General features: G+C 71.3%; 24 protein-coding genes. 13 read left to right on the forward strand and 11 right to left on the reverse strand.

All coding sequences use genetic code 11. The features are described 5' to 3' along the window. Positions 1–12: 12 nt before the first annotated feature. Positions 13–1746, forward strand: coding sequence for an Ig-like domain repeat protein (locus tag ACF08N_RS07960; RefSeq protein ID WP_392323712.1), 1734 nt, complete (start codon positions 13–15; stop codon positions 1744–1746). Between the two features lie 55 nt (positions 1747–1801). Here ACF08N_RS07960 and ACF08N_RS07965 read toward each other — a convergent pair whose 3' ends face one another. Continuing rightward, entirely contained in the window at positions 1802–2188 is a 387-nt protein-coding gene (locus tag ACF08N_RS07965) for a hypothetical protein (protein ID WP_392323713.1), read from the reverse strand. A 94-nt stretch (positions 2189–2282) separates the two neighbouring features. Further along, on the reverse strand, positions 2283–3494 hold the full coding sequence (locus ACF08N_RS07970) for a pyridoxal phosphate-dependent aminotransferase (RefSeq protein WP_392323714.1): 1212 nt from the start codon (positions 3492–3494) through the stop codon (positions 2283–2285). A gap of 373 nt (positions 3495–3867) precedes the next feature. On the opposite strand from ACF08N_RS07970, the gene ACF08N_RS07975 reads away from it, so the two are divergent. Continuing rightward, the gene (locus tag ACF08N_RS07975) at positions 3868–4653 is read left to right on the forward strand and encodes a putative protein N(5)-glutamine methyltransferase (protein ID WP_392323715.1); all 786 of its coding nucleotides are present in this window, start codon (positions 3868–3870) and stop codon (positions 4651–4653) included. 109 nt (positions 4654–4762) lie between these two features. On the opposite strand, the gene ACF08N_RS07980 is transcribed toward ACF08N_RS07975, so the two are convergent. Next, the gene (locus ACF08N_RS07980; protein ID WP_392323716.1) at positions 4763–4996 is read right to left on the reverse strand and encodes a chaplin; all 234 of its coding nucleotides are present in this window, start codon (positions 4994–4996) and stop codon (positions 4763–4765) included. A gap of 326 nt (positions 4997–5322) precedes the next feature. Here ACF08N_RS07980 and ACF08N_RS07985 point away from each other — a divergent pair, with 326 nt between their 5' ends. After that, positions 5323–5976, forward strand: coding sequence for a vitamin K epoxide reductase family protein (locus ACF08N_RS07985; RefSeq protein WP_392323717.1), 654 nt, complete (start codon positions 5323–5325; stop codon positions 5974–5976). Between the two features lie 146 nt (positions 5977–6122). Here ACF08N_RS07985 and ACF08N_RS07990 read toward each other — a convergent pair whose 3' ends face one another. After that, a complete protein-coding gene (locus tag ACF08N_RS07990) occupies positions 6123–6425 on the reverse strand; it encodes a hypothetical protein (protein WP_392323718.1) in 303 nt (100 codons plus the stop codon). 286 nt (positions 6426–6711) lie between these two features. Continuing rightward, positions 6712–6843: a hypothetical protein gene (locus ACF08N_RS07995; RefSeq protein WP_392323719.1), complete on the reverse strand. Its 132-nt coding sequence runs from the start codon at positions 6841–6843 to the stop codon at positions 6712–6714. Between the two features lie 143 nt (positions 6844–6986). Between ACF08N_RS07995 and ACF08N_RS08000 the strand changes: the two genes are divergently transcribed. After that, positions 6987–7214: a hypothetical protein gene (locus ACF08N_RS08000; RefSeq protein ID WP_392323720.1), complete on the forward strand. Its 228-nt coding sequence runs from the start codon at positions 6987–6989 to the stop codon at positions 7212–7214. Positions 7215–7411: 197 nt separating this feature from the next. Here ACF08N_RS08000 and ACF08N_RS08005 read toward each other — a convergent pair whose 3' ends face one another. Beyond that, the gene (locus tag ACF08N_RS08005; protein WP_392323721.1) at positions 7412–7636 is read right to left on the reverse strand and encodes a hypothetical protein; all 225 of its coding nucleotides are present in this window, start codon (positions 7634–7636) and stop codon (positions 7412–7414) included. Between the two features lie 266 nt (positions 7637–7902). On the opposite strand from ACF08N_RS08005, the gene ACF08N_RS08010 reads away from it, so the two are divergent. Then, a complete protein-coding gene (locus ACF08N_RS08010) occupies positions 7903–8403 on the forward strand; it encodes a DUF5949 family protein (RefSeq protein WP_392323722.1) in 501 nt (166 codons plus the stop codon). A 381-nt stretch (positions 8404–8784) separates the two neighbouring features. Then, positions 8785–9186, forward strand: coding sequence for a hypothetical protein (locus ACF08N_RS08015; RefSeq protein WP_392323723.1), 402 nt, complete (start codon positions 8785–8787; stop codon positions 9184–9186). A 225-nt stretch (positions 9187–9411) separates the two neighbouring features. On the opposite strand, the gene ACF08N_RS08020 is transcribed toward ACF08N_RS08015, so the two are convergent. Continuing rightward, positions 9412–9684 (reverse strand): chaplin, encoded by a 273-nt coding sequence (locus tag ACF08N_RS08020; protein ID WP_392323724.1) that lies wholly within the window; start codon positions 9682–9684, stop codon positions 9412–9414. Between the two features lie 190 nt (positions 9685–9874). Between ACF08N_RS08020 and ACF08N_RS08025 the strand changes: the two genes are divergently transcribed. Then, complete coding sequence (locus ACF08N_RS08025; RefSeq protein ID WP_392323725.1) at positions 9875–10504, forward strand: alpha-ketoglutarate-dependent dioxygenase AlkB; 630 nt, start codon at positions 9875–9877, stop codon at positions 10502–10504. A 159-nt stretch (positions 10505–10663) separates the two neighbouring features. Here the strand turns inward: ACF08N_RS08025 and ACF08N_RS08030 are convergent, their stop codons facing one another. Both ACF08N_RS08030 and ACF08N_RS08035 read right to left on the reverse strand, forming a co-directional pair. After that, positions 10664–12292, reverse strand: coding sequence for an amidohydrolase family protein (locus ACF08N_RS08030; RefSeq protein WP_392323726.1), 1629 nt, complete (start codon positions 12290–12292; stop codon positions 10664–10666). 196 nt (positions 12293–12488) lie between these two features. Continuing rightward, on the reverse strand, positions 12489–13763 hold the full coding sequence (locus ACF08N_RS08035; RefSeq protein ID WP_392323727.1) for an amino acid deaminase: 1275 nt from the start codon (positions 13761–13763) through the stop codon (positions 12489–12491). A gap of 129 nt (positions 13764–13892) precedes the next feature. On the opposite strand from ACF08N_RS08035, the gene ACF08N_RS08040 reads away from it, so the two are divergent. The 5 genes from ACF08N_RS08040 to ACF08N_RS08060 all read left to right on the forward strand — a co-directional run bounded on the left by ACF08N_RS08040 (position 13893) and on the right by ACF08N_RS08060 (position 18732). After that, a complete protein-coding gene (locus ACF08N_RS08040) occupies positions 13893–15074 on the forward strand; it encodes a sugar kinase (protein ID WP_392323728.1) in 1182 nt (393 codons plus the stop codon). Continuing rightward, on the forward strand, positions 15071–15835 hold the full coding sequence (locus tag ACF08N_RS08045; RefSeq protein ID WP_392323729.1) for an IclR family transcriptional regulator: 765 nt from the start codon (positions 15071–15073) through the stop codon (positions 15833–15835). The genes ACF08N_RS08040 and ACF08N_RS08045 overlap by 4 nt, the downstream gene beginning before the upstream one ends. Beyond that, complete coding sequence (locus ACF08N_RS08050) at positions 15832–16236, forward strand: RidA family protein (protein WP_392323730.1); 405 nt, start codon at positions 15832–15834, stop codon at positions 16234–16236. Before ACF08N_RS08045 ends, ACF08N_RS08050 begins: the two co-directional genes overlap by 4 nt. Before the next feature lie 98 nt (positions 16237–16334). Further along, positions 16335–17810, forward strand: a complete 1476-nt coding sequence (locus ACF08N_RS08055; RefSeq protein ID WP_392323731.1) for a GntP family permease — start codon at positions 16335–16337, stop codon at positions 17808–17810. A gap of 265 nt (positions 17811–18075) precedes the next feature. Continuing rightward, on the forward strand, positions 18076–18732 hold the full coding sequence (locus ACF08N_RS08060) for a hypothetical protein (RefSeq protein WP_392323732.1): 657 nt from the start codon (positions 18076–18078) through the stop codon (positions 18730–18732). Positions 18733–18778: 46 nt separating this feature from the next. Here ACF08N_RS08060 and ACF08N_RS08065 read toward each other — a convergent pair whose 3' ends face one another. Further along, a complete protein-coding gene (locus ACF08N_RS08065; RefSeq protein WP_392323733.1) occupies positions 18779–20113 on the reverse strand; it encodes a M14 family metallopeptidase in 1335 nt (444 codons plus the stop codon). 361 nt (positions 20114–20474) lie between these two features. On the opposite strand from ACF08N_RS08065, the gene ACF08N_RS08070 reads away from it, so the two are divergent. Beyond that, complete coding sequence (locus ACF08N_RS08070; RefSeq protein WP_392323734.1) at positions 20475–21767, forward strand: Nramp family divalent metal transporter; 1293 nt, start codon at positions 20475–20477, stop codon at positions 21765–21767. A gap of 66 nt (positions 21768–21833) precedes the next feature. Here ACF08N_RS08070 and ACF08N_RS08075 read toward each other — a convergent pair whose 3' ends face one another. After that, complete coding sequence (locus tag ACF08N_RS08075) at positions 21834–23531, reverse strand: chitinase (RefSeq protein WP_392323735.1); 1698 nt, start codon at positions 23529–23531, stop codon at positions 21834–21836. Between the last annotated feature and the right edge of the window lie 93 nt (positions 23532–23624).

Consider the following 23624-nt stretch of genomic DNA (forward strand, 5'->3'; position numbering starts at 1 on the left):
TGGGGGGCATAGTTGAGCACGTTTCAGTACACCCGGCGGCGACTGGCCGCGATGGTGGCCGCCGTCGCGATCAGCGGCAGCGGCCTCGTCCTCGCGGCTCCCGCCGCGCATGCGGCAGAGGCGTCCGACGTGGTCGCCAAGCTGCCGTTCTCGTCGTTCTCCGACATCGTGGTCGACTCGGTCCACCAGCGCGTCTTCGTCTCCGACCGGTCGTACTCCGCGCAGTACGGCGGCACCGTCATCGCGTACAACTTCCAGGGCCAGAAGGTGGGTTCGTTCACCACGACGACCCGCGCCTCCGGACTCGCCCTGAGCGAGGACGGCTCCACGCTCTACGTGGGGCAAGGCACCTCGATCGGCGCGTACAACACCCTGACCCTGGCGGAGACCGCCCGCACCTCCGTGTACAGCGACAGCTGCGGCCGCGAACTGGCCGTGACCGGCACCAAGCGCTGGCACACCACCACGTACACGTGGTACGAGAGCGACTGTGGCGCCGCCCGGACCGATCTGGACTCCGTCGTGAACGGCGCCAACTCCCGCACCAACTGGAACACGGCCGGCAAGCAGCTGCTGGCCACCGGCGCCGGCGCCCCGGACCGGCTGTTCATGGGAGAGGCGAAGAACGCGGGCGCCACCAACCCGTTCCTCACGTCCTTCGACACGACCGGCGACAACCCCGTGCGCGGCGACGCCCGCCGCTTCGCGGACGCCGAGGGCAAGGGCGCGCTGGACCTGAAGGACATCGCCGTCAGCGCGGACGGCAAGCGCCTCGCGGTCGCCGACGCCGCCTACGGCACCCGCCTGCTCGACTCGGGTGACCTCTCGGACGCGGGCGTCTACCAGCCGCTGCCCGAGGGCGCCACCTCGTCGGCCGTCGCGTTCAGCGGTGACGGGACGTACGTGGCGCGCGGCGCGTCGGCCGCCGGCAGCACGCCCGATCTGCTGATCCAGCCCGCGGACCCGGCGAACGGCTCCACGGCGATGGAGTTCGCGTTCGAGGGCGACCTCGACGGCTCCCGCGTCGTGAACCGCGGCCTCGAGTGGTCCAGGGACGGCTCCCGGCTGTTCGCCGTCACCACCAACGCGTTCGGCAACGCCTTCTGGCTGCACGTCATCCAGCCGCCGGCCGCCCAGTACGACACCCGCTTCAGCGGCGCACTGACGCACACCCCGGCCCAGGCCGTCGTCGGCGAACCGGTCGGCATCCGCGGCCGCCTCGAACTGGACGGCCCCGCACCGGCCGAGCCGGTCGAGGTCACCGCCGTACGCACCACGGCCGACGGCACCCGCAGGCTCGCCGCCGCCGAGGTGGCCGCCGACGGGACCTTCACGGTCCTGGACGTACCCGACGCCGTCGGCAGCGCCACGTACACCCTCTCCTTCCTCGGCGACATCACGCACCGCCCGGCCGAGGACGTCTCGATCACCGTCGACGTGGCCAAGGCGCCGACGTCGATCGCGCTCACGGCTCCCCAGGAGGCCACCATGAGCGGCGGCGTGCGGATCACCGGCAAGCTGACCGCCCAGGGGCGCGCCCTCCCCGCCGGCGTCACGCTCGCCGTCCAGCGCACCGACCGGCTGGGCACGGGGTCGCTCTCCTCGGTCCCGGTCGCGGCCGACGGCACGTTCACGATCGACGACATGCCCCGCTCACGGCGCGATGTGACCTACACCGTGTCGTACGAGGGCGACGATCTGCACACGGGCAGCAGCGCGTCGGCGACGGTGTACGTCACGCGCTGAGCCGATGTGGGTGGCACCCGGTCCACGCGCCTCCCCGGCCGTGGACCGGGGCCGTTCAGGGGGCGCCGACGAGATCGCGGCTCTTCAGGGCGGCCGTGTGGGCGTCCATCCGCTCGGCGGACAGGATCGCGGCGGCCGTGTCGGCGCGGGACGCGGCGACGACCAGGGCGCGGCCCGCGAGGGCCAGGGCGCGCTGGTGGAGGGCGGTGGTGTCGGCGTGGGTCAGTGCGGCATGGCGGGCGGGCGGTGCGCCGCGGAGCCGTGACACCTGGGCCGCGATGGCCTCGGCGGGCGCTTCGAGCCCGAGCTCGTCGGTGACGGCGAGGAGGGCGGCGAGGTGCCCGGCGAGCTGGATGTCCAGCTCCTCCTCGCGGCTTCGGTGCGGGTACTGCGCCTGGTCGGCCATCGAGTGGACCGACTTGGTGCGGATCGGCTCGTACATGGGGATGGCCTCCTGCTCACGGTCAGGAGACCATCCTACATTGGATTCAGTCTAAAGTTGATACGGTTCGGGACTTTGTCATGTGGTGTGCGGCTCAGTGCTGGCTGTAGCCGTCCAGGAAGGTGCCGATCCGGGTCACCGCGTCCGCCAGATCCTTCGCCGACGGCAGGGTCACGATGCGGAAGTGGTCCGGCTCCGGCCAGTTGAAGCCCGTGCCGTGCACGACCATGATCTTCTCGGCCCGCAGCAGGTCGAGCACCATCTGCCGGTCGTCCTTGATCTTGTAGACCGAGGGGTCGAGCCGCGGGAAGAGGTACAGGGCGCCCTTGGGCTTCACGCAGGTGATCCCCGGGATCCGCGTCAGCTGCTCGTACGCGGTGTCGCGCTGCTCCAGCAGGCGCCCGCCCGGCAGGACCAGCTGTTCGATCGACTGCCGGCCGCCGAGCGCGGTGGCCACCGCGTGCTGCGCGGGCATGTTGGCGCACAGCCGCATGTTGGCGAGGATCGTCAGGCCCTCGATGTACGAGGCCGCGTGCGCCTTCGGGCCGCACACCGCCAGCCATCCGGAGCGGTAGCCGGCGACGCGGTAGTTCTTCGAGAGCCCGTTGAAGGTGAGCACCAGCAGGTCGGGGGCGATCGCCGCGGTCGGCGTGTGCGTCGCGCCGTCGTAGAGGATCTTGTCGTAGATCTCGTCGGAGCAGACGACAAGGTTGTGACGCCGGGCGATCTCGGTGAGGCTCCGCAGCATCGCGTCGTCGTAGACGGCGCCCGTCGGATTGTTCGGGTTGATGATCACGATCGCCTTGGTGCGGTCGGTGATCTTGCGCTCGATGTCCGCGAGATCGGGCATCCAGCCGGACTGCTCGTCGCAGCGGTAATGCACGGCGGTGCCGCCGGACAGCGACACGGACGCCGTCCACAGCGGGTAGTCGGGTGCCGGTACGAGCACCTCGTCACCGTCGTCCAGCAGCGCCTGCATCGACATCTGGATCAGCTCGGAGACGCCGTTGCCGAGGTAGACGTCCTCGACGTCGAGGTCGATGCCCTTGGTCTGGTAGTGCTGCATCACGGCGCGGCGGGCGGACAGCAGCCCCTTGGCGTCGCCGTATCCGTGCGCGCTGCCGACGTTGCGCAGGACGTCCTCGAGGATCTCCGGCGGGCAGTCGAATCCGAAGGCCGCGGGGTTTCCCGTGTTGAGCTTGAGGATGCGGTGACCTGCCGCCTCGAGCCGCATCGCCTCCTCGAGGACCGGGCCCCGGATTTCGTAACAGACGTTTGCGAGCTTCGTGGACTGGATCACCTGCATGCCGAGAGCTTACGGGCGCCCGCGAGTGATCGCTCCGTGTTTCGGGCCACGGAAGCATGGCGTGAATGTCCTGGTTTGTTGCTTCCGGGGGTGGTGGCGGCCGGACCCCTTCGATTGCCCTCCGTGAACGGCCGGACCGCCTCTGATTCGGGGAGCCGCACACAGGGATGTTGCGCTCGTCACGCCGGGGACCGGGGCCCGGGCGCGGAACCGGTAGGGTGAGCCCTCCTGCAGTGCACGGACCGACCCGGGAGGTGAGCCCCATTTCCGCCAGCGCAGTCAGGGTGCTCCCCTTCCGAGGCCGTACGGTCGGCCGGGCGTGAACACGCTCGGGTGACCGCGGGAGTGCCCTTCGGTTCCCGAAAGGCTTTCCATGCCGGTTCCTCCCCGCTCCCTCGCCCCGGTCGTCACGACCCTCCGCGCCGCCGGATGTGTCTTCGCCGAGGACGAGGCGCACCTGCTGATCTCCACCGCCCGCGACGCCGCCGAGCTCGACGCGATGATCGAACGCCGCGTCACGGGTCTGCCCCTCGAACACGTTCTCGGCTGGGCCGAGTTCCACGGCCTGCGTGTCGCCGTCGACTCCGGGGTGTTCGTGCCCCGGCGGCGCAGCGAATTCCTCGTCGAGTGCGCGGTCGGCCTCGCCCCGCCGGACGCAGTCGTCGTCGACCTGTGCTGCGGCTCGGGCGCCCTCGGCGCGGCCGTGGTGCACGCGCTCGGCGGGGGCGAACTGCACGCGGCGGACATCGAGCCGGCCGCCGTCCGCTGCGCACGGCGCAATGTCGCCGCCGTGGGCGGGCGCGTGCACGAGGGCGACCTCTACCAGGCCCTGCCCCCGGAGCTCGTCGGCCGCATCGACGTCCTCGTCGCCAACGCCCCCTATGTGCCGACCGGCGAGATCGGCTTCCTGCCTCCCGAGGCGCGGGACCACGAGCCGCTCGTCGCGCTCGACGGCGGCGACGACGGGCTCGCCATCCAGCGGCGGGTGACCGCGGAAGCGGCGCGATGGCTGACGCCGGGCGGGGTGCTGCTCATCGAGACGAGTGAGCGCCAGGCCCCGAGGACCGCCGCCGCCTTCGCCGAGCACGGCCTCGCCCCGCGCGTCGAGGTGTGCGAGGAGCTGGACGCGACGGTGGTGATCGGCACCAGGACCGCCTAGCGGCGCGGATCGCCGGAAGACGGCCACGGGCCCGGGCACGGAGCGGCCCCGAGGAGGTCGCTCCTCGGGGCCGTTTCCGTCAGGGCACCCGCGGGCGCCGTCCGGAACGTCAGTCGTTGACGCAGGCGTTGCCCGCGGCCGGGTTCAGCAAGCCGATGACGCTGACGGTGTTGCCGCAGGCGTTGACCTGGGCGTGGATCGGGATCTGGACGAGGTTGCCCGACAGCACGCCCGGGCTGCCGACCGCCCAGCCCTCGGCGTGTACGTCGGCCATGGCCGGCGCCGCGCTGCCCAGGGCCATGACGAGACCGGCGACGACCGCTGCAGCCTTCATGTGCTTCATTTCGATCCTTTCAGCGAGGGCGCCGTGCGCGGTACGGCCTTCGTGCCGCGCAGCCGCATTCATCCATGCGGGCATGCCTCCGCAGAACTAGTAACGCATCGGTTCCCGCTCGCGAACCGATGCGCGACGGCCGGTGCGAAAAGTCACTCATATGCCTCACGCGTTCATGTCCGAACCGGCGAGCGAAATGCGCGGCTGAATTCACATGTCTTTTCGGTTGTTTGATTCCGACGCACGCCGGCCCGCTGGATTCTTCGCCCGCGCACCCCCATGCGGGTACGGCACAATAGGCGAATCCATCGGGCCGAGCGAGCGGTGAATTCTCTATGACAATAACGACGACCGGGTCTTTGTCCGTCGAACAGAAGGGGAGGCGGCGGGCCGTCAAGGACGATGCCCGGTCCGTGGTCGGCGCGAGCCGGGCCTTCGCCAGGATGCTGGTGGTCACGGGCGCGGCCGGTTTGCTGGCGGCGTGGGTGATCACGATCGACAAGTTCAGGCTGCTGGAGGATCCGGGTTTCACGCCGGGCTGCAGCCTGAATCCCGTGGTGTCCTGCGGGAACATCATGAAGAGCGAGCAGGCGGCGGTGTTCGGGTTCCCGAACCCGATGCTGGGTCTGGTCGCCTACGGCGTGGTGATCGGGATCGGGCTGGCGCTGCTGGCGGGGGCGCGTTTTCGGCGGTGGTACTGGCTGGGGCTGAACGCGGGGACGCTGTTCGGTGTCGGGTTCTGCATGTGGCTGATGCAGCAGTCGCTGTACGAGATCAACGCGCTGTGCCTGTGGTGTTCGCTGGCGTGGGTCGCCACGATCGTCATGTTCTGGTACGTGACCTCGCACAATGTGCGGCACGGTCTGCTGCCCGCGCCGGCCGCGGTGCGCGGTTTCCTCGGCGAGTTCACGTGGGTGCTGCCGGTGCTGCACATCGGGATCATCGGAATGCTGATCCTGACCCGCTGGTGGGACTTCTGGACCGGCTGACGCCCGGTGCCGCCCAGCCGCACCCGTGCGAGAGCCCCGGCCGCTTCATGGCGCCGGGGCTCTCGCACGTGGTACGTCAGTTGTTGCCGGTGCTGTGCCGCAAGGGCTGTTCCGGGCGGACGCCGGGTGCCGCCGACGCCGCGAGATCAGCCGCCGAGCGAGATGCCGCCGAGCATCGGGGTGGTCGCCGCCGCCGTCTTCAGCACCTGCTCGGGGGCGTTGCCCTTGACGCTGTTCAGATCGGTGACGGTATCGGTGACCTTGCCGAGTGCGGCTCCCGGCTTGGCGGTCTCCTCCAACTGCGAGACGCCGGCGGAGACCACTTCGGCCACACCGTTGTTCAGGCTCATGGGAGGCATGGCCGCCTGTTCGGCGGCGAACGCCGGCGTGGCCGCGCCCATCGCCGCGAAGGAACCGGCAAGGATGGCAGCAGCCCTCGAGTGCTTCATGTCTTCAATCCCTTTCCCGGCGGTGTTCTCCGCCGTCGACAGGCGTAACGAGCCGTGCCCGTACGGGAAACCGTTCCGCACTCACGTTTATGTCGCGCACCTGCGCCTGATCGGCCAGGCGGATATGGGTCAACGAGCAAACAGGAGAAAGGTTCTGCCGTATCACACGTTGGATTGCTTCCCCAGGTGAAGGGGGTGTGCCGGTGCGCGCAAAGTACGCCGCCGTGTGCCGACCGCGCGGGAGTGGCGTGGCCGGCTCAACGGCCGGCGTGCGGAGGGGACTTCGTCAGATCCGCCAGTCCGACGTCGGGGAGAGGCTGAAGCAGACCTCCTCGTCGGGCACCCACTGTCTGACCAGGGCGGCGAGATCATCGGACAGACACCACTCGTCCGGCATCGGCACCTCGTCGATCGGCACGTCGATCGGCGCCTCGTCGACGGGCAGCGGGTCCCGCGCTCCGTCCGGCGGGCGCGTGGTGGCTGCGCGAACGCTACGAGGGGCGGGTCCCCGAACTCCTCGGCCACGACCCGCGGGGCGCCCGGGTCCGCCCGGACGGCCGGGTGAGGCTCGAACTGCGCGCCCCCGACGGCACCAGGCGCTCGCTCGACACGGGCCATGTCGTCGCTGCGACCGGATACGCCCCCGACCTGGGGCGGCTGAGACTGCTCGACGACGCGCCGCGCGGCGGCTCGTCGCGGGCGTGCGCCGACGCCTGCGCACCCCTGGCTCCCCCACCCGGCGCGCCCGCCTCGACGACGGGAGTGACGCGCCCCGCTCTTGATCGTTGACCCCGTGCGACCAGGTCCGTGGCGGGCCGGGGCAGGGGCCGTAGGTGGTTGCTGGCGGTGGGTGGTTGTCGTGGGGCGGGTGTGGGGCGACCAGGTCCGTGGCGGGCCGGGGCAGGGGTCGTTGGTGGTTGCTGGCGGTGGGTGGTTTTCGTGGGGCGGGTGTGGGGCGACCAGGTCCGTGGCCGGCCGGGGCAGAGTCAGGCCGTGCGGTCGTGGAGCCAGCCGCGGCGGGGCGGCGGGGGAGACGGGCGCAGCGGCTGGTCCTCCGGCGGCGGTGCGGGGAAGAGGGTGAGCCGCGTCCATTCACCGTCCGGCCGGCCCGGCAGGGTCCGGCCGGCGGCCGCCCACTCGCGCGCCAGCTGTTCGTAGATCGGGCTGCTGCCGGGCGGCGCCGCCGGTGCCGAATCGGTTCTCGTCTGCACGCGCTGCCAACGAGCCGGCGCGGTAGTCCTTGCCATACCGCGGCCAACGCGCGCCCGGCTGCCGAGGTCACTGCCGCGCCCGGACCGTGGGGTACATGAGGAACGGCCTTTCGAAGCCGTCGCCCAACGCGGTGAGACCCACCACCCGCATGACGCGGAGCGCGCCACACTGCCGTCGCCGTACGGGAACGGTCGCGCGGGCGGTTCACCCACGCAGGTGAACGGGGGAGCTGACGAGGGGCGGCCGGGCACTAGGGTGCCGAGCCATGACCACTGCAAACACCCCCAAAACCACTGTCGGCCGCGGCGATTTGGGCACCCTCGCCCTGCTCGCCTGGACCGGCGCCCCGGACCGGGGCCAGGACACCCCGTACCTCGTCGCCTACTCCCTCGGCGACGGCCCGGGCGGCGCCGAGGCCGCGGGCCGGGCAGCCCAGGCGATGATCGAGGAGCTCGGACTCACCACCGGCGACATCCTGAACGACTTCACCGGCGAGAGTGTCTCCCCGATCCAGTTGCTGGTCCAGGCCGGTCAGGCGGCCGTCACCATGCCCTACATGAACGCGCAGTACCCCGCCCCGGCCGAGTGGCTGGCCGCCGCCGAGAAGCGCGGCCAGGTGTACTTCATGATCGCGGGCCGGGCGTGGCCGGAGGCGAAGCCCGGCGAGCCCGTCACCGAGGAGGTCCTCCAGGCGTTCCTGGGCGACGAGGCCATGCTCATGGCCACCGCCCACGTGCTGCTGCCCGTTTCGCAGCCGCGGGGCTGACGGCGCGCCCGCGTCCCGGTCGACGCCGTTCACGCCGTCGACCGGGAACGGCGGCGTGCGGACCCGGTCGTCGAACCCGGAGTCCACCACCCCCCGGGCGGTCGTCGCCGGCCCATGCGTCACCTTGCGTCCGCGTATTGCTGCGGACAGGCGAAATTTGCACGGGTCCGGCCTTCCTGCTCGTTGTTGCAGTGCAACGAAGGCCGGGCGATTCGGAAGCGACCCGGCAGCGATCACGTCACTCACGTGAGCCGGCTCACGTGTCCAGAGGGGACGAACACACACATGAAGTCGATCATTCGAGGGTCCTTGGCGGCAGTCGTGGCCTGCATGGCGTCGGGCGTGGCCGCCGCTCCCGCCGTCGCGGACGGATCGGTCCCGGTGAACGTACCTCTGCAGGGCCTGAAGGCGTTGCCCCTCCAGGCCCCGCAGTTGAGCACCGGAGTGCCGCTGCTGACGCCCGGCGCGCCCGAGGGGCCGCGCTTCGTCACCGGGAACCTGCTGCCGGAGAACACCGTGCCCTCCGTGCCGCTGACCGGCGAACTGGCGCCCACCCTGTTGGAACTCCCCGTCGAGAACCCGCTCGGCGAGGGCAATCTCGGTGTCGGCAAGGCGACGTCCACGGCCTCGGACCTCAAGCTGGCGAGCCCGGGTGCCACGCTCGGAGCGCCGCTCACGCAGCCGCGCGCCGAGTCCGGCCTGCCCGAGCCCACGCTCCCGGCGGTCGGGCTGATCGCTCCTGTGGTCCAGGGCTCCCCCACCGCCGCGCTGGGGCTGGACTGAGCGCTACGGCGACCGCGGCGGGCCCCTTGCCCGCCGCCTCGTGCTGCGTGCCCTTCTCGCGGTCGGCGTGGTGGCGAGAGGCCACGCCCGACGCAGGGGCCCTGGGGCCGGCCGGGATCTCCCGGCCGGCCCCAGGGCCCCTGCATGCCGTGCGCCGTGCGCCGCCGCATACGACTGCGGCCTCCCCCGCGTGAGGCGGGGGAGGCCGCAGAGGCGAGCCGGTGGTCAGGAGCCGCCGCCGCCGTTGTTGTTCTCCTCGTCGACGTTCTCGCAGGCGTTGCCGAACGCCGGGTTGAGCAGCGCGATGACGTTCACCGTGTTGCCGCAGACGTTGACGGGCACGTGGACCGGGACCTGGACCAGGTTGCCCGAGATGACACCCGGGGAACCGACGGCCGCACCGTACCCGTCAGCGTTGGCGGCAGCAATGCCGGCGCCGCCGGCGAGGATGGCACCCGTGCCGGCGACAACGGCGGCGGCCTTCGCGATACGCGACATCAACTTCTCCTTGCAGTGTCGAGAGGCGACCGCAGGTGTTGCGGCCTTCACTCCCCCTTCAACGCCGCAATGGGGCACCGGTAACGGATCACGGCAAACTCGGACTCCAACGGACCCTTCCGGGAACGTCCGGGAGACGACAAAACGTTCGCTCGCTCGTGTGTTCGGTTCTGGGGGTACGGTGAGAGACATGGCCGTACATCTCCAGGGCTCGCTCTTCGACCAGGCCGACGAGATCCGCCTCGGCTCGCTGGACGGTATGGGGCGCACCATCCTCGGGAACGGGGCGTGGCTCGACGTGCTGCCCGGCTGGCTGACCGGCGCGGACGAGCTCTTCGACGTACTCGTCCGCGATGTGCCCTGGCGGGCGGAGCGCCGCCAGATGTACGAGCGGGAGGTGGACGTGCCCCGGCTGCTCGCCTACTACAAGGAGGGCGAGCCGCTGCCCCATCCCGTGCTGGACCATGCACGCGACGCGCTGTCCCGGCACTACGAGGACGAGCTGGGCGAGCCGTTCGTCACCGCCGGGCTCTGCTACTACCGGGACGGACACGACAGCGTGGCCTGGCACGGGGACCGTATCGGCCGGGGTGCGCGGGAGGACACCATGGTCGCGATCCTCTCCGTGGGCGCCCCGCGCGATCTCGTGCTGCGCCCCGCGGGCGGCGGCGGGACACAGGTGCGCCGGGCGCTCGGCCACGGCGACCTGATCGTGATGGGCGGGTCCTGCCAGCGGACCTGGGAACACGCCGTGCCGAAGACGGCACGCCCGGTGGGGCCGCGCATCAGCATCCAGTTCCGCCCGAGCGGCGTGAACTAGGGTCTTTCGTTTGGATCAGGCCGGATCAGTGAGCGGGGTCTGGTGCGTGCGATCGCAAGGCGGAGGAGGGAGACAATGGCGGAGCCATGGCGACCGACGACAACGCGGCGAGCGTGCGTGCCAGGGCCCGCGAGCCCGGCATGATCCAAACGGGAGGCCCTAGGACCGGCCGGCCGCGGGGTCCGGCGATCCGGTGCGGCGTACCGAGCGGCCGGCCAGCACATTCGTGCGGGCGCCGTCCTCGATGACGAACCGGCCGTCGATCAGCACGTACGGGATGCCCACCGGCAGCGTGCGCGGCGCCTCGAACGTGGAGCCCGCGGCCACCGTGTCCGGGTCGAAGAGGACCAGGTCGGCGCGGTAGCCCTCGCGCACCAGGCCGCGGTCGGGCAGCCGCAGGCGGGCCGCCGGGCGGGACGTCAGATGGGCGACCATCTCCTCCAGGGTGAGGATGCCCAGGTCGCGGGCGTACCGGCCGAGGTAGTGCGGGAAGGTGCCGTACGCCCGCGGATGCGGCTTGAGGCCCTGGAGGATGCCGTCGCTGCCGCCGGTGTGGACGCGGTGGCGCATGATCGCGCGGACGTTCTCCTCGTGGCCGACGTGCTGGAGGATCGTCGAGCCGAGGCGGTCCTCGATCAGCAGGCGCCGGGCGGTGACCCACGGTGCCTCGCCGCGAGCCTGCGCGGACTGCAGGACCGTCCGGCCGACGTGGTCCGTCAGGGCGGGGTCGCTCACGCCGGAGATCTCGATCGTGTCCCACTCGACCGGCACACCGTGGCAGCCGTCCGAGCCGACCTCCTCCAGATGGTGGCGGATGCGCTCCGCCGTCGCGTCGTCCCGGAGCCGGGCGAGCACCGCGTCGGGGCCGCCCTCGCCCGCCCAGCTCGGCAGCACGGCGACGAGGGTCGTGCAGCCGGGGGTGTACGGGTAGGTGTCGAGGGTGATGTCGGCGCCTTCGTCCAGCGCCTTGTCGAGCAGGGCCAGCAGCTCCGGGGCCCTGCCCTTGTTCACGCCGAAGTTCATGGTGGCGTGCGCGAGATGGAGCGCGCAGCCCGCCTCGCGCGTGAGCGCCACCATCTCCTCGTACGCCTCGAGCGCGCCCGCGCCGTAGGAGCGGTGGTGGGGGCAGTAGTAGCCGCCGTACGCGGCCACGACGCGGCACAGCTCGGCGAGTTCGGAGTCGCTCGCGTACATCCCCGGCGTGTACGTCAGCCCCGACGACAGGCCGACGGCGCCCTGCTCCAGGCCCTCGGCGACGAGCTGCTTCATGCGGGTCAGCTCGGCGTCCGTGGCGGGACGGTCCTCCCAGCCCACGGCGTACATCCGGACGGTGCCCTGCGGGACGAGGTACGCGGCGTTGACGGCGATGCCGCGGTCGAGCCGGTCGAGGTACTCGCCGACCGTGCGCCAGTCGAAGTCGACGGTCGTGTCGCCGGGCGCACCGCCGTTCCAGCCGGTGATGGCCGTGCGGACCTCGGCGAGGGTGGCGTCGTCGACCGGCGCGTACGACAGGCCGTCCTGCCCGAGCACTTCGAGGGTCACGCCCTGGGCCGCCTTGGCGCTGTGGTCGGGATCGCGCAGCAGGGCGAGGTCGCTGTGGGCGTGCATGTCGATGAAGCCGGGGGAGAGCGCGAGGCCGTGGGCGTCGAGCGTGCGGGTGCCGGAGAGGGCGGGGTCGCCCTCGCGGCGTATCGCGGCGATGCGGCCGCGGGTGAGGCCGACGTCGGCGCGGTAGGAGGCACCGCCGGTGCCGTCGATGACGCGCGCGTCGCGGATGACGAGGTCCATGGGGTGCGGTGCCTTTCGGGAGGGGGGTGGGGGCCGCTGCGGTGGGGAGTCCGCTGCGCGGGGCGTTCCCCCGCCCCGCCCCTTTCCGGACCGGGGGCGCTGCCCCCGGGCCCCAGCGCCTCAATCGCCGGCGGGGCTCCAAATGGGGCGAAGGCCCAGTTACGGGAAGGGGCGGGGTGGGGAAACGCGCTCCCGGTCAGAAGAACGTGCGGATGTAGTCCGTGACCGTGCCGTCCGCCTCCACCAGCGGAATCAGCTGCCACTTGTCGAAGCTCGTGCACGGGTGCGACAGCCCCAGCCCCACCCAGTCGCCGACCTCCAGCCGCGCCTCAGGGGCCGTCCGCAGCCAGCCGTGCTGGTCGGACAGGGCCGTGACCGTCAGGCCGGTGGCCGGGCGGATCTCGCCGGTGCGGGCGTCGCGGACGACCTGGGCCTCGGGCAGGTCGAGGTCGTACGCCGCGTCCCGCTTGCCCGCGTTCACGAACGCCTGTTCCGGGGTGGGGCGCGAGACGACCTGGGCCCAGAGGCGGAACGCCGGCTGGAGCGCACCCTCCTCGGGGACCCGGTTGAAGGGGGTCAGGTGCCGGTAGTGGCCGTCGTCGTGCGAGACGTACGCGCCGGAGCGCAGCAGCTTGAGGACCGGCGCGGACAGGTCGGGGATCTCGGCGAACACCTCGGCCACCGCGTCGAACCACGCGCTGCCGCCCGCGCTGACGACGATCTCGTCGGTGCCCTCGAACCGGCCCGCCTTGTCGAAGTCCGCCGCCAGCGCCACCAGCCTGCGCAGCCAGGCGCGCACCCGATCGGCATCGGCGCGTGGGACCTCGCCCTCGTAGCCGGCGACGCCGACCAGGCGCAGCGTCCCGGCGGCGGCCACCGCGTCGGCGACGGCCGCGCAGTCGGCCTCCGTACGGGCACCGGTGCGCGCGTCCTCGCCCGCGCCCAGCTCGACGACGACGTCCAGCGGGCGCGAGGTGCCGCGCAGCGCCTGGTCCATGAGTTCGACGCCGCGCACGGAGTCGACGTAGCAGATGAGCCGGAAGCCGGGGTCGGCGTCGAGCTCCTGCCCGATCCAGCGCAGCGCGGCCGCGTCGACCACCTCGTTGGCCAGGAAGATCCGCTCGATGCCGTACGCCCGGTAGACGCGGACCTGGTGCGGCACGGCGGCCGTGATGCCCCAGGCGCCGTACTCCAGCTGGCGCGCGAAGAGCTGCGGCGACATGGAGGTCTTGCCGTGCGGGGCGAAGGCGAGGCCGTGGCGCTCGGCGTATGTCTCGAGAAGCGCGAGGTTGTGCTCCACCGACTCGGCGGACAGGGCCAGGACCGGGGTGGTGAAGCCGCCGGTGAAGAGGTTGAGCCGGGCGGCCGCCAGTTCGCCGACGGTCCGGCCCTCGGCGTCGGGCGGCAGCGCCTTGAATCGGTGGTCGACCGGTTCGTCGGCGAGTCGTGCGACGGCGTTGTCGGCAGCCATGGGGCCCTCCTCTGTGGCGTTGCATGATTTGCAACGACCATTGCGTATTTCGCTTATCGCTGTCTAACATCCGAGCCAACGCCGGGTCAATGGTGTCCGGCGACCGACCAGCAAGGAGCCCCCGCGATCATGACCGCGAGCGTGCAGGCCCCCGTGGACGTCGTCTGCCTCGGCGAGTCCATGGTCACGTTCCTGCCCACCCGCGAGGGCCGCCTCGCCGATGTGCCGTCGTTCGTGCGCGGCATCGGCGGCGCAGAGTCCAACGTGGCGTGCGCGCTCGCGGCGGCGGGCCACCGCACGCGCTGGGTCGGGCGCGTGGGCGCGGACGGTTTCGGCGACCACCTGGTGGCGGCGATCGCGGCGTACGGGGTGGACACCTCGGCCGTCATGCGCGACGCCGAGCGCCCCACGGGCGTGTACTTCCGTACGGCGGGCGACCGGGCGACGGACGAGCACGAGGTCGTGTACTACCGGACGGGCTCGGCGGCGTCGGCGATGTCGCCGGCGAACGTGCGGGGCGAGGACGTGTGGTCCGGGCGTGTGCTCCACCTCTCGGGCATCACCGCCGCCCTGTCCCCCAACTGCCGCGCGCTGATGCGGGAGCTGACCGCACGACGGGACGGCCGGCCGCCGGTCTCCTTCGACGTGAACCACCGGCCGGGCCTGTGGCGCGACCCGTCGTCCGGCGCACGGATGCTGCTGGAGCTCGCCCGGGGCGCGGACATCGTGTTCGTGGGCGAGGACGAGGCGGAGGAGGCGTGGGGCCTGCGGGGCGCCGACGCGATCCGCGAGGCGCTGCCGGAGCCGTCGGTGCTGGTGGTGAAGCGGGGGGCGGCGGGAGCGGTGGCGTTCGCGCGGGAGGCTTTCCCCACCCCGCCCCTTCCCGTAACCGGGGCAAGCCCCGGACCCCGTACCGCGCTTCGCGCGGTGTCCTCAATCGCCGGCGGGGCTGATTTCGCTCCGCGAAATCCAGCCCCGCCGGCGATTGAGGCGCGGGTGCGCGGGGGCGGAGCCCCCGACACCGTCACGCACGTGCCCGCCCCGGCCGTGCGCGTCGTCGCCGCCACCGGCGCCGGGGACGCCTTCGCCGCCGGGTTCCTCGGCGGCAGCCTCCGCGGGCTGTCCGTGAAGGACCGGCTCCGGCACGGGCACCTGTACGCCGCCGCCACGCTCACCGTCGCCGGTGACCTGGGTGCCCCTCCCGCCGCCGCGCACGCCGACCGGCTCGTCGCCCTCGACGACGAGGGCTGGGGGAGACTGCACCTCGGCCCCGGGTGGACAGGGGCAGACCAGGAGGTACGCACACCATGAGCCAGACAGTCGACCGCGCGCTGAGCATCCTGCCGCTGCTCGCGCAGGGGCCCGCCGACCTCGGACAGGTCGCCGACCGGCTCGGCGTCCACAAGTCCACCGCGCTGCGCCTGCTGCGCACGCTGCACGAGCACGGCCTCGTCTACCGCCAGCAGGACCAGCGCTACCGCCTCGGCGCCCGGCTGATCGCGCTCGCGCAGGAGGCCGTCGAGAACCTCGACGTGCGCGAGATCGCGCACCCCCATCTCGTCGCGCTCAACGAGCAGATCGGGCACACCGTCCACCTCGCGGTGCACGAGGAGAGCGAAGTCATCTACATCGACAAGGTCGAGAGCCGGTACCCGGTCCGGATGTACTCCCGGATCGGCAAGCCCGTCGCCATCACCGTCGCGGCCGTGGCCAAGCTGCTGCTGGCCGACCTCCCCGAGCCCGAGCGGCGTGCCGTCGCCGAGAAGCTCGACTACCCCATGTACACGTCCCGTTCGATCCCGAACGCCGGCGCCTTCCTCAAGGAGCTGGCCACCGTACGCGAACAGGGCTGGGCCACCGACCTCGGCGGCCACGAGGAGTCCATCAACTGCATCGCGGCCCCCATCCGCGGTGCGGACGGCCGGGCAGTCGCTGCCATGTCGGTGTCCGCGCCGAACGTCGTCGTCACCGCCGACGAACTCCTCACCCTCCTCCCGCTGGTGCGGCGCACCGCCGACGCCATCACGCGGGAGTACTCAGGCCACACCCCGCAGAAGGAAGCACGCGCATGAGCGAGAAGACCGCGATCACCCCGAGCACCCACACGGCCCCGCCCGCGAAGTTCTCGCACGGCGTCAGGAAGGGCAACATCCTCCAGGTCGCCGGACAGGTCGGCTTCCTGCCGGCCGAGGAGGGCAAGGCCCCCACCCCCGCCGGGCCCACCCTGCGCGAGCAGACGCTCCAGACGTTCGCCAACGTGCAGGCGATCCTCGAAGAGGGCGGCGCCTCCTGGGACGACGTGATGATGATCCGCGTCTACCTCACGGACACGGCCCACTTCGCCGAGATGAACGAGATCTACAACGAGTACTTCAAGGACCTGACGGCGGCCCCCGCCGCCCGTACGACGGTCTACGTCGGTCTCCCCGCCGGCCTGCTCATCGAGATCGACGCACTGGCAGTCCTGGACTGATCCTTCTGAACCCGCAGCAGTACGGCACGGCGCGCCTTCCGCGAGCGCCGTGCCGCGATCCCCCCTTGCCGAAAACCGCCCGGAACGGACGCTCCCCCATGTTCATCGCCGCTGCCGCACCCCCGCCACCACCCACCCCGCACACGGGTGGTCTGCTCACCCTCATCGAGGGCACCGCCGGTCTTCTCACCGTCGCCGCCCTCGGTATCGCCCTGCTGCTCCTGCTGATCATCAAGGTGCGGCTGCAGCCGTTCGTCGCGCTGCTCGCGGTGTCCATCGCGGTCGGGCTCGCCGCGGGCCTGTCCGTCACCGAACTCTTCGGCACCGTCCAGCGGTCCGCCGCCGTCTCCGTGATCGAGACTGGCATGGGCGGCATCCTCGGCCATGTCGCCATCATCATCGGCCTCGGCACCATGCTCGGCGCGATACTCGAGGTGTCCGGCGGCGCCGAGGTGCTCAGCTCGCGCCTGCTCGGCCTGTTCGGCGAGAAGCGCGCCCCGCTCGCCATGGGACTGACCGGCCTCATCTTCGGCATCCCGGTCTTCTTCGACGTCGGCATCTTCGTGCTCGCGCCGATCGTCTACGCGGCCGCCAAGCGGTCCGGCAGGTCGATCATCCTCTACGCGATGCCGCTGCTCGCCGGCCTGTCGATGACGCACGCCTTCCTGCCGCCCCACCCCGGCCCCGTCGCCGCCGCGGGCCTGTTCCACGTCTCCCTCGGCTGGGTCATCGTCATGGGCATCGTGGTCGGCATCCCCGCCGTGATCGCGGCCTGGGGGTACGCCGCCTGGATCGGCAAGCGGCTGTTCGTCGAGGTCCCGCAGGACATGGTGGAGGCCGCAGAGGACGCGAAGGCCGCCGTCCTCGCCGAGCAGGCCGCCGCGGGCCGGGCGCCGCGGGAGGCACCGGTGTCGCTGGGGACCGTGCTCACCATCATCGGCACGCCGCTGATCCTCATCCTCGCCGCGACGTTCTCGTCCATCACGCTCGAACCGTCCACCCTGCGCTCGGTCATCGAGTTCTTCGGCAGCCCCTTCGTCGCCCTGACGATCGCGCTGGTCATGGCGTACTGGCTGCTGGGCATCCGGCGCGGCTGGACCCGCAAGTCCCTCGAGTCGGTGTCCACCCAGTCCCTCAAGCCGGTCGGCAACATCCTGCTCGTCGTCGGTGCGGGCGGCGTCTTCGGCGCCGTGCTCAAGGCCAGTGGTGTCGCGCAGGCGCTGTCCGACACCTTCAACGACGTCGGCCTGCCGGTCATCGTCCTCGCGTACCTGATATCGCTGGTGCTGCGCGTGGCGCAGGGGTCGGCGACCGTCGCCATCGTCACCACCGCCGGCATCGTCGTGCCGCTCGTCGAGAACGGCGACCACTCGCAGCCGTTCCTGGCGCTGGTCATCATGGCGATCTCGGCGGGCTCGATCTTCGCCTCGCACGTCAACGACGGCGGATTCTGGATCGTCGCCAAGTACTTCGGCATCTCGGAGCGGGACACCCTCAAGTCCTGGACGGTCCTCGAGTCGGTCCTGTCGGTCGCGGGCTTCGCGGTCGCGGCGGCGCTCAGCCTCGTCGTCTAGGGTCTTTCGTTTGGATCAGGCCGGATCAGTGAGTGGGGGTCCCCCCACGCCCGCAGGGCGTAGGGGGAGGGTCTGGTGCGTGCGATCGCAAGGCGGAGGAGGGAGACAATGGCGGAGCCATGGCGACCGACGACAACGCGGCGAGCGTGCGTGCCAGGGCCCGCGAGCCCGGCATGATCCAAACGAGAGGCCCTAGCGGGCGGGCGTCGGTGGTCAGGGGCGGGGCGCATGCCCCGCCCCTCTCCTCGGCTAAGGTCGCCCTGTGGTGACACCGTTCGAAACCCTGCCCGCCGGCCCCGAGTTCATCGCGACCGACGCGCACAACGCCGTGCTCGTGGACGCGCACGGGATCTCCTTCGACCAGGGCCCTCACCACGCGGAGTTCGCCTGGCACGAGGTCGCCGGCGTCCACCACGCGGTGGTCGGCCTGTGCCTCGTCGTCACCGTCGTGCACAGCAACGGCATGCGCCTCGAGTGCCGGGTCGGCGTCCGGCGCAAGTCCCGCCTGCGTGAGTGGTGCGCCCGACTCGATCCGGTGCTCGGCCACTACACCGGCGGCCGCATGCCCCCCGCCGCCCACCCGGTCCGGCCGGCGGGGCTGCCGTATCCGCAGCTGTGCGCGTGGGTCCGTACGACGTACGCCACGCCACGGCCCGAGCGGCGGATCAGGGACGTGGGCTTCGCGTACCTCGTCGACACGCAGCCGGAGGCGTACCTCGACGGCGACGCCTCCGCGATGACCTACGGCGGCGGGCCGGTGCTCGTCGTCAAGCGCGACGGCGCGATCTGGGATTTCGGCTCCCAACCGATGTTCGCGCCACTGTACGAGGCCCGCACGGAGGAGGAGTTCCGCCGGGCGATGGCGCGCGTCGCACCGGAGTGGGACCCGGACCGGCCGTGGTCGAGGGTCCCCTTCGCGTGACGGGCGCCCGGGACCCGCGGTCCCGGGCGCCCCTGCGCGGGGCCGGTCACCCGGTGCAGTACTGGGACTCCTTGCCGATCGACCGGTACATGCAGTCGGAGTTCTCCAGCAGCTGGAGCACGGCGTCGCGGTTGCGGCCGGTTTCGCGCTCGATCACCTCGTCGGGCGGGTAGAACCCGCCGCCGGACGAGGAGCGCGGGTACATCTCGAAGGTGTAGCCGAAGATCTTCTGGTTGCCCCACAGCCAGTCGTCGATCGAGCCGTCGGTGATGTAGAGGTCGCTCGACTGCTCAGCCGTGTAGCCGTTGCTCGCCGCCATCTTCCGGCCGACGGCGGCGAAGGCGTCGCGGTCGTCCTGGGTCATTCCGGCGGCCGTGTCACTGTAGGTGTAGCCGTACGGCCACAGGACCAGCTCGCTGTAGGTGTGGAAGTCGATGGCCGTCCTGATCTGCTGCTTGCCGCCGACGACCCGGGAGCGGACGAAGTCCGCGACGACCTTCACCTCGGGTGCCGACTCGGCGGAGGCGCCCCGGTAGGTGTCGGAGCCGGGCGAGCCCGAGGAGCCGCCGCAGCAGCCCCACTTGTAGTTCCAGTTGCGGTTCATGTCCGTGCCGATGTACGAGGAACCGGAGTTGGGCTGCCGGTTCTTGCGCCAGCTGCGGTAGGAGCCGCTCGCGATGTCGTACTCGCCGCCGTCCGGGTTGAGGTCGGGGACGATCCAGATCTCGCGGTTGTTCACCGTGTTCGTGACGCGGGAGTCGGTGCCGTAGTCCTCGCCGAACTCGCGCAGCAGGTACAGCGCCATCTCCACGGTGAGGTGTTCACGCGCGTGCTGGTGGTGGGTGAACAGGACCTCGGGCTCGTTCTCGTCGGTGCCGACGTTGTCGCTGATCTTCACGGCGACGATGTCGCGGCCCTGGTAGCTCTTGCCGATGACGCGCTTGCTCATGATGGCCGGGTACTGGGCGATGCGCTGGTTGATCTCGGCCGTCATCTCGGCGTAGTTGTGATACTTGGCGTCGGCCGAGGGGAAGTCGAACGGCTCGGCGGCGGCGGCCGCGCGGTCCGGCGGCGCCGGCAGCGGTGTGAGGGTGTGTCCGAGGGCGCGCAGCCGCTTCGCCTGGGCGGCGTCGGCGCTGACGACGATCGTGTGGCCGTCCACCTCGTCGATGGACACCCCGGTGGCGGCGACGGCCGTGCGGTCGGCGGCGCTTTCGGGGCCGTGGATGCGGTACTGCCGGGTGCGTTCCTCCTCACCGGAGGCGGCCGGCGATGGCCGGTCCGCCGACGGTGAGGCGCTCGCGGTCAGGGGTGCTGCCACGGCGAGGGCGACAACGGCCGCGAGCGCGGCGGAGCGCCTTCCCAAAGGGCGTATTCGCATGCAACTGCTCCTGAGATGTGGGGGGTTGCTCAGTGCGTGTGCGGGGTGTGCGGGGTGTGCGGGTTGCGGGGTGGGTGCGGGTGTGCGGGTGCGCGGCGGCGGTGCCTGTGCGGGTGTGCGGGTTCTGCCGGTGTGCGGCACGGGTGGTTGCGGGCCCGGCGGCCACCGCGGCGGAGCGGCGTACGCCCGAGCGGGCTCGCGCGCTCATGGTGCGACCCTGGCATGCTCCGGTCAATAGCGACTCCCGGCCATCCGCCCGGTGCGCCGGATTCCGAACACCTGCCCGGCCCCTTGTGGGATCAACGGGGCCCCGCTTGGGTAACCCCGTCACATCGTGGGACGAGTGGGAAGGCTGCTGCGCATGACAGGCACCACAGAAGAGAACACCGGCGAGGCCGTCTCCCGGCCGCGCAAGTCGAGCTGGCGGTACATCGGGCCGGGCATCGTCGTCGCGGCGACGGGCGTCGGCGCCGGCGACCTGGTCGCCACCCTCATCGCCGGCAGCAAGTTCGGCTACACACTGCTGTGGGCCGCGGTCATCGGATGCGTCGTGAAGATCGCACTGGCGGAGGCGGCCGGACGCTGGCATCTCGCCACCGGGAGGACCCTCTTCGACGGCTGGCGCAGCCTCGGGTCCTGGACGACGGGGTACTTCGTCGTCTACGTCGTCATCTGGGGCTTCGTCTACGGCGCGGCCGCGATGTCCTCCAGCGCACTCCCGCTGGACGCCCTCTTCCCCGGCACCATGGACCTCAAGTGGTGGGCCGTGCTGTGCGGTCTGGTCGGGCTTGCGTTCGTCTGGTTCAACCAGTACGCCGTGTTCGAGAAGGTCATGACCGTGCTGGTCGGCGTGATGTTCGTCGTCACCGTCTACCTGGCCATCCGGGTGACCCCCAACCTCGGCGACGCCTTCGCGGGCCTCGCGCCGGTCCTGCCGGACGGCTCGCTGATCTACACCCTCGGCCTGATCGGCGGCGTCGGCGGCACCATCACGCTCGCCGCGTACGGCTACTGGGTCAACGCCAAGGGCTGGACCGACACCGGCTGGATGAAGGTGATGCGCCTGGACAACCGGGTCGCCTACATCACGACCGGCATCTTCGTCGTCTCCATGCTCTTCGTCGGGGCGGAGCTGCTGCACTCCTCCGGCATCGCGCTGGCCAAGGGAGACAAGGGCCTGCTCGACCTGAGCGGCATCCTCGCCGACCGCTACGGGACCGCCACCTCCAAGCTCTTCCTCGTCGGCTTCTTCGCCACGTCCTTCACCTCGCTGATCGGTGTCTGGCACGGCGTGAGCCTGATGTTCGCGGACTTCGTCTCCAACTACCGCAAGAGGGGCGCGTCGACGACGGGCGAGGAGGTGGCGTCCGGCAGCCGGGAGAAGTCGCTGCCGTTCCGCGCGTACCTGCTCTGGCTGACCTTCCCGCCCATCGCCCTGCTCTTCCTGGACCAGCCGTTCGGCCTGGTGATCGTCTACGGCGTGATCGGCGCGTTCTTCATGCCGTTCCTCGCGCTCACCCTGGTCTGGCTGCTCAACTCCTCCCGTACGCCCGCCGAGTGGCGCAACGGCATCCTCAGCAACGTGATGCTGGCGGGAGCGGGCCTGCTGTTCGTCGTGCTGTGCGTGCAGCAGGTGCGGGAACTGCCCTGGTAGGCGACACCCTCTGGGCCCGTGCCGCCGGGGGAGCGGTGGCACGGGCCCTCGGCGGTCGGGGAGCCGTTACGGCAGGTTGTGGACGTGTGGGCCGACCGCGTTGGACCAGGCGTTGCCGGCGGTCGCATCCCAGTTGGTGGACCAGGTCATCGCACCGCGCAGGGACGGGTAGGTCTTCGCGGGCTTGAAGGAGCCGCAGTTGGTGCCGCGGGCCAGGCAGTCCAGCGCGTTCTTCACGACGGACGGGTCGACGTAGCCGCTGCCGGCTCCGCGCGTCGACGCGGGGACGCCGAGGCCGACCTGGGAGGCGTCCAGACCGCCCTCCAGCTGGATGCAGGCGAGCGCCGTCAGGAAGTCGACCGACCCCTGTGAGTAGACCTTGCCGTCGCAGCCGAGCATCGAACCACTGTTGTAGTACTGCATGTTGACCACCGTGAGGATGTCCTTCACGGCGAGCGCGGTCTTGAAGTACTCGGTGCCGGTGTTCTGCATGTCGATGGTCTGCGGGGCCATCGTCAGGACCAGGGACGAGCCGGCCTTCGCCGACAGCTGGCGCAGCGCCTTGGTCAGGTAGGTGGAGTTGATGCCGTGCTCCAGGTCGATGTCGACCCCGCTGAAGCCGTACTCCTGCATCAGGGCGTACGCGCTGTTCGCGAAGGCCGTCGCCGACGCGTCGCTGTTGATGGTGACGTTGCCCTTCTCGCCGCCCACCGAGATGATCACCGACTTGCCGGCGGCCTTCTTCGCGGCGATGTCGGCCTTGAAGTCGGCGACGGAGGCGTAGCCGACGGCCGGGTCGAGGTTGAAGGTGATCTGCCCCGGTGTGGCGGTGGAGTCGGCGAACGAGACGGCGATGATGTCGTACTGCGCCTGCACGTCCCGCAGCTTCTGCACGGTCGCGCCGTTGTCGAAGTTCTGCCAGTAGCCGGTGAGGGCGTGCTTCGGCACGGCCGGGTTGGGGTTCGTCCCGCTGCCGGACGTCCTGCCGGTCACCGCCGCCGACTTCGCGGACTCGCCGGCCGTGTTCGTCGCACTGACCTGGAAGCTGTACGAGGTGTTCGCGGCCAGCCCGGTCACGGTCGCCGACGTCCCGGTCACCGACTGCACCCTGACGCCGTCGCGGTAGACGTGGTAGCCGGTCGCACCGGACACCGCGCCCCAGCTCAGCGCCACGGACGAGGAGGTGACGGTTCCGACGGCAGGAGCACCCGGGGCCGCGGGGACGGCCGGGTCGGGGTCGGTGCCGCCTCCGCCGTCGGGGCCGAAGACGCTCACGTCGTCGGCGTAGTAGGCGGCCTGGCCGTACCAGCCGTGGGTGAAGACGGTCACCGAGGTGGTGTTCGCGCCCGTGGTGAAGGAGGTCGACAGCCTGGTCCAGCTGCCGGTCCCCGGCGTCCAGGTGGACACGTCGTTCGTACCGGTGCCGCTCGCGCCGAGGTAGGCGTAGCCGCCCTGGACCCAGGCGCTCAGCGTGTACGTGGAGTTGGGCCTGACAGCCACGGTCTGGGTGCACTTGGCGTGGTCCTGGCCTGCGGGGGTGGCCTTGAGGGCCGAGGTGCCGCCGTGCACGGGGGAGGACACCGAGGTCCCGCTGCCCGCGGAACAGGTCCAGTTGGCGAGCCCCGACTCGAAGCCCGCGTTCTTGGCGACGTTCACGTCGGCGGCCTGTGCGGTGCCCGTGGTACCCATGAGACCGAGTCCGGTGCCGACGGCCAGCGCCAGGCCGGCGCCGAGCCATCTGCGTGCGCGTGTGGTGCGGTCCACTTGCAGCCTCCGGTGGGGGAGTTGGGGGGTGTGGAGGTATCCGGAGACGAGTCCCGGAACGGTGGCCACCGTGGAGGTACAAGTTGGTCCAGA

The sequence above is a fragment of the Streptomyces sp. NPDC015127 genome (genome assembly GCF_043080095.1).
GTDB lineage: Bacteria > Actinomycetota > Actinomycetes > Streptomycetales > Streptomycetaceae > Streptomyces.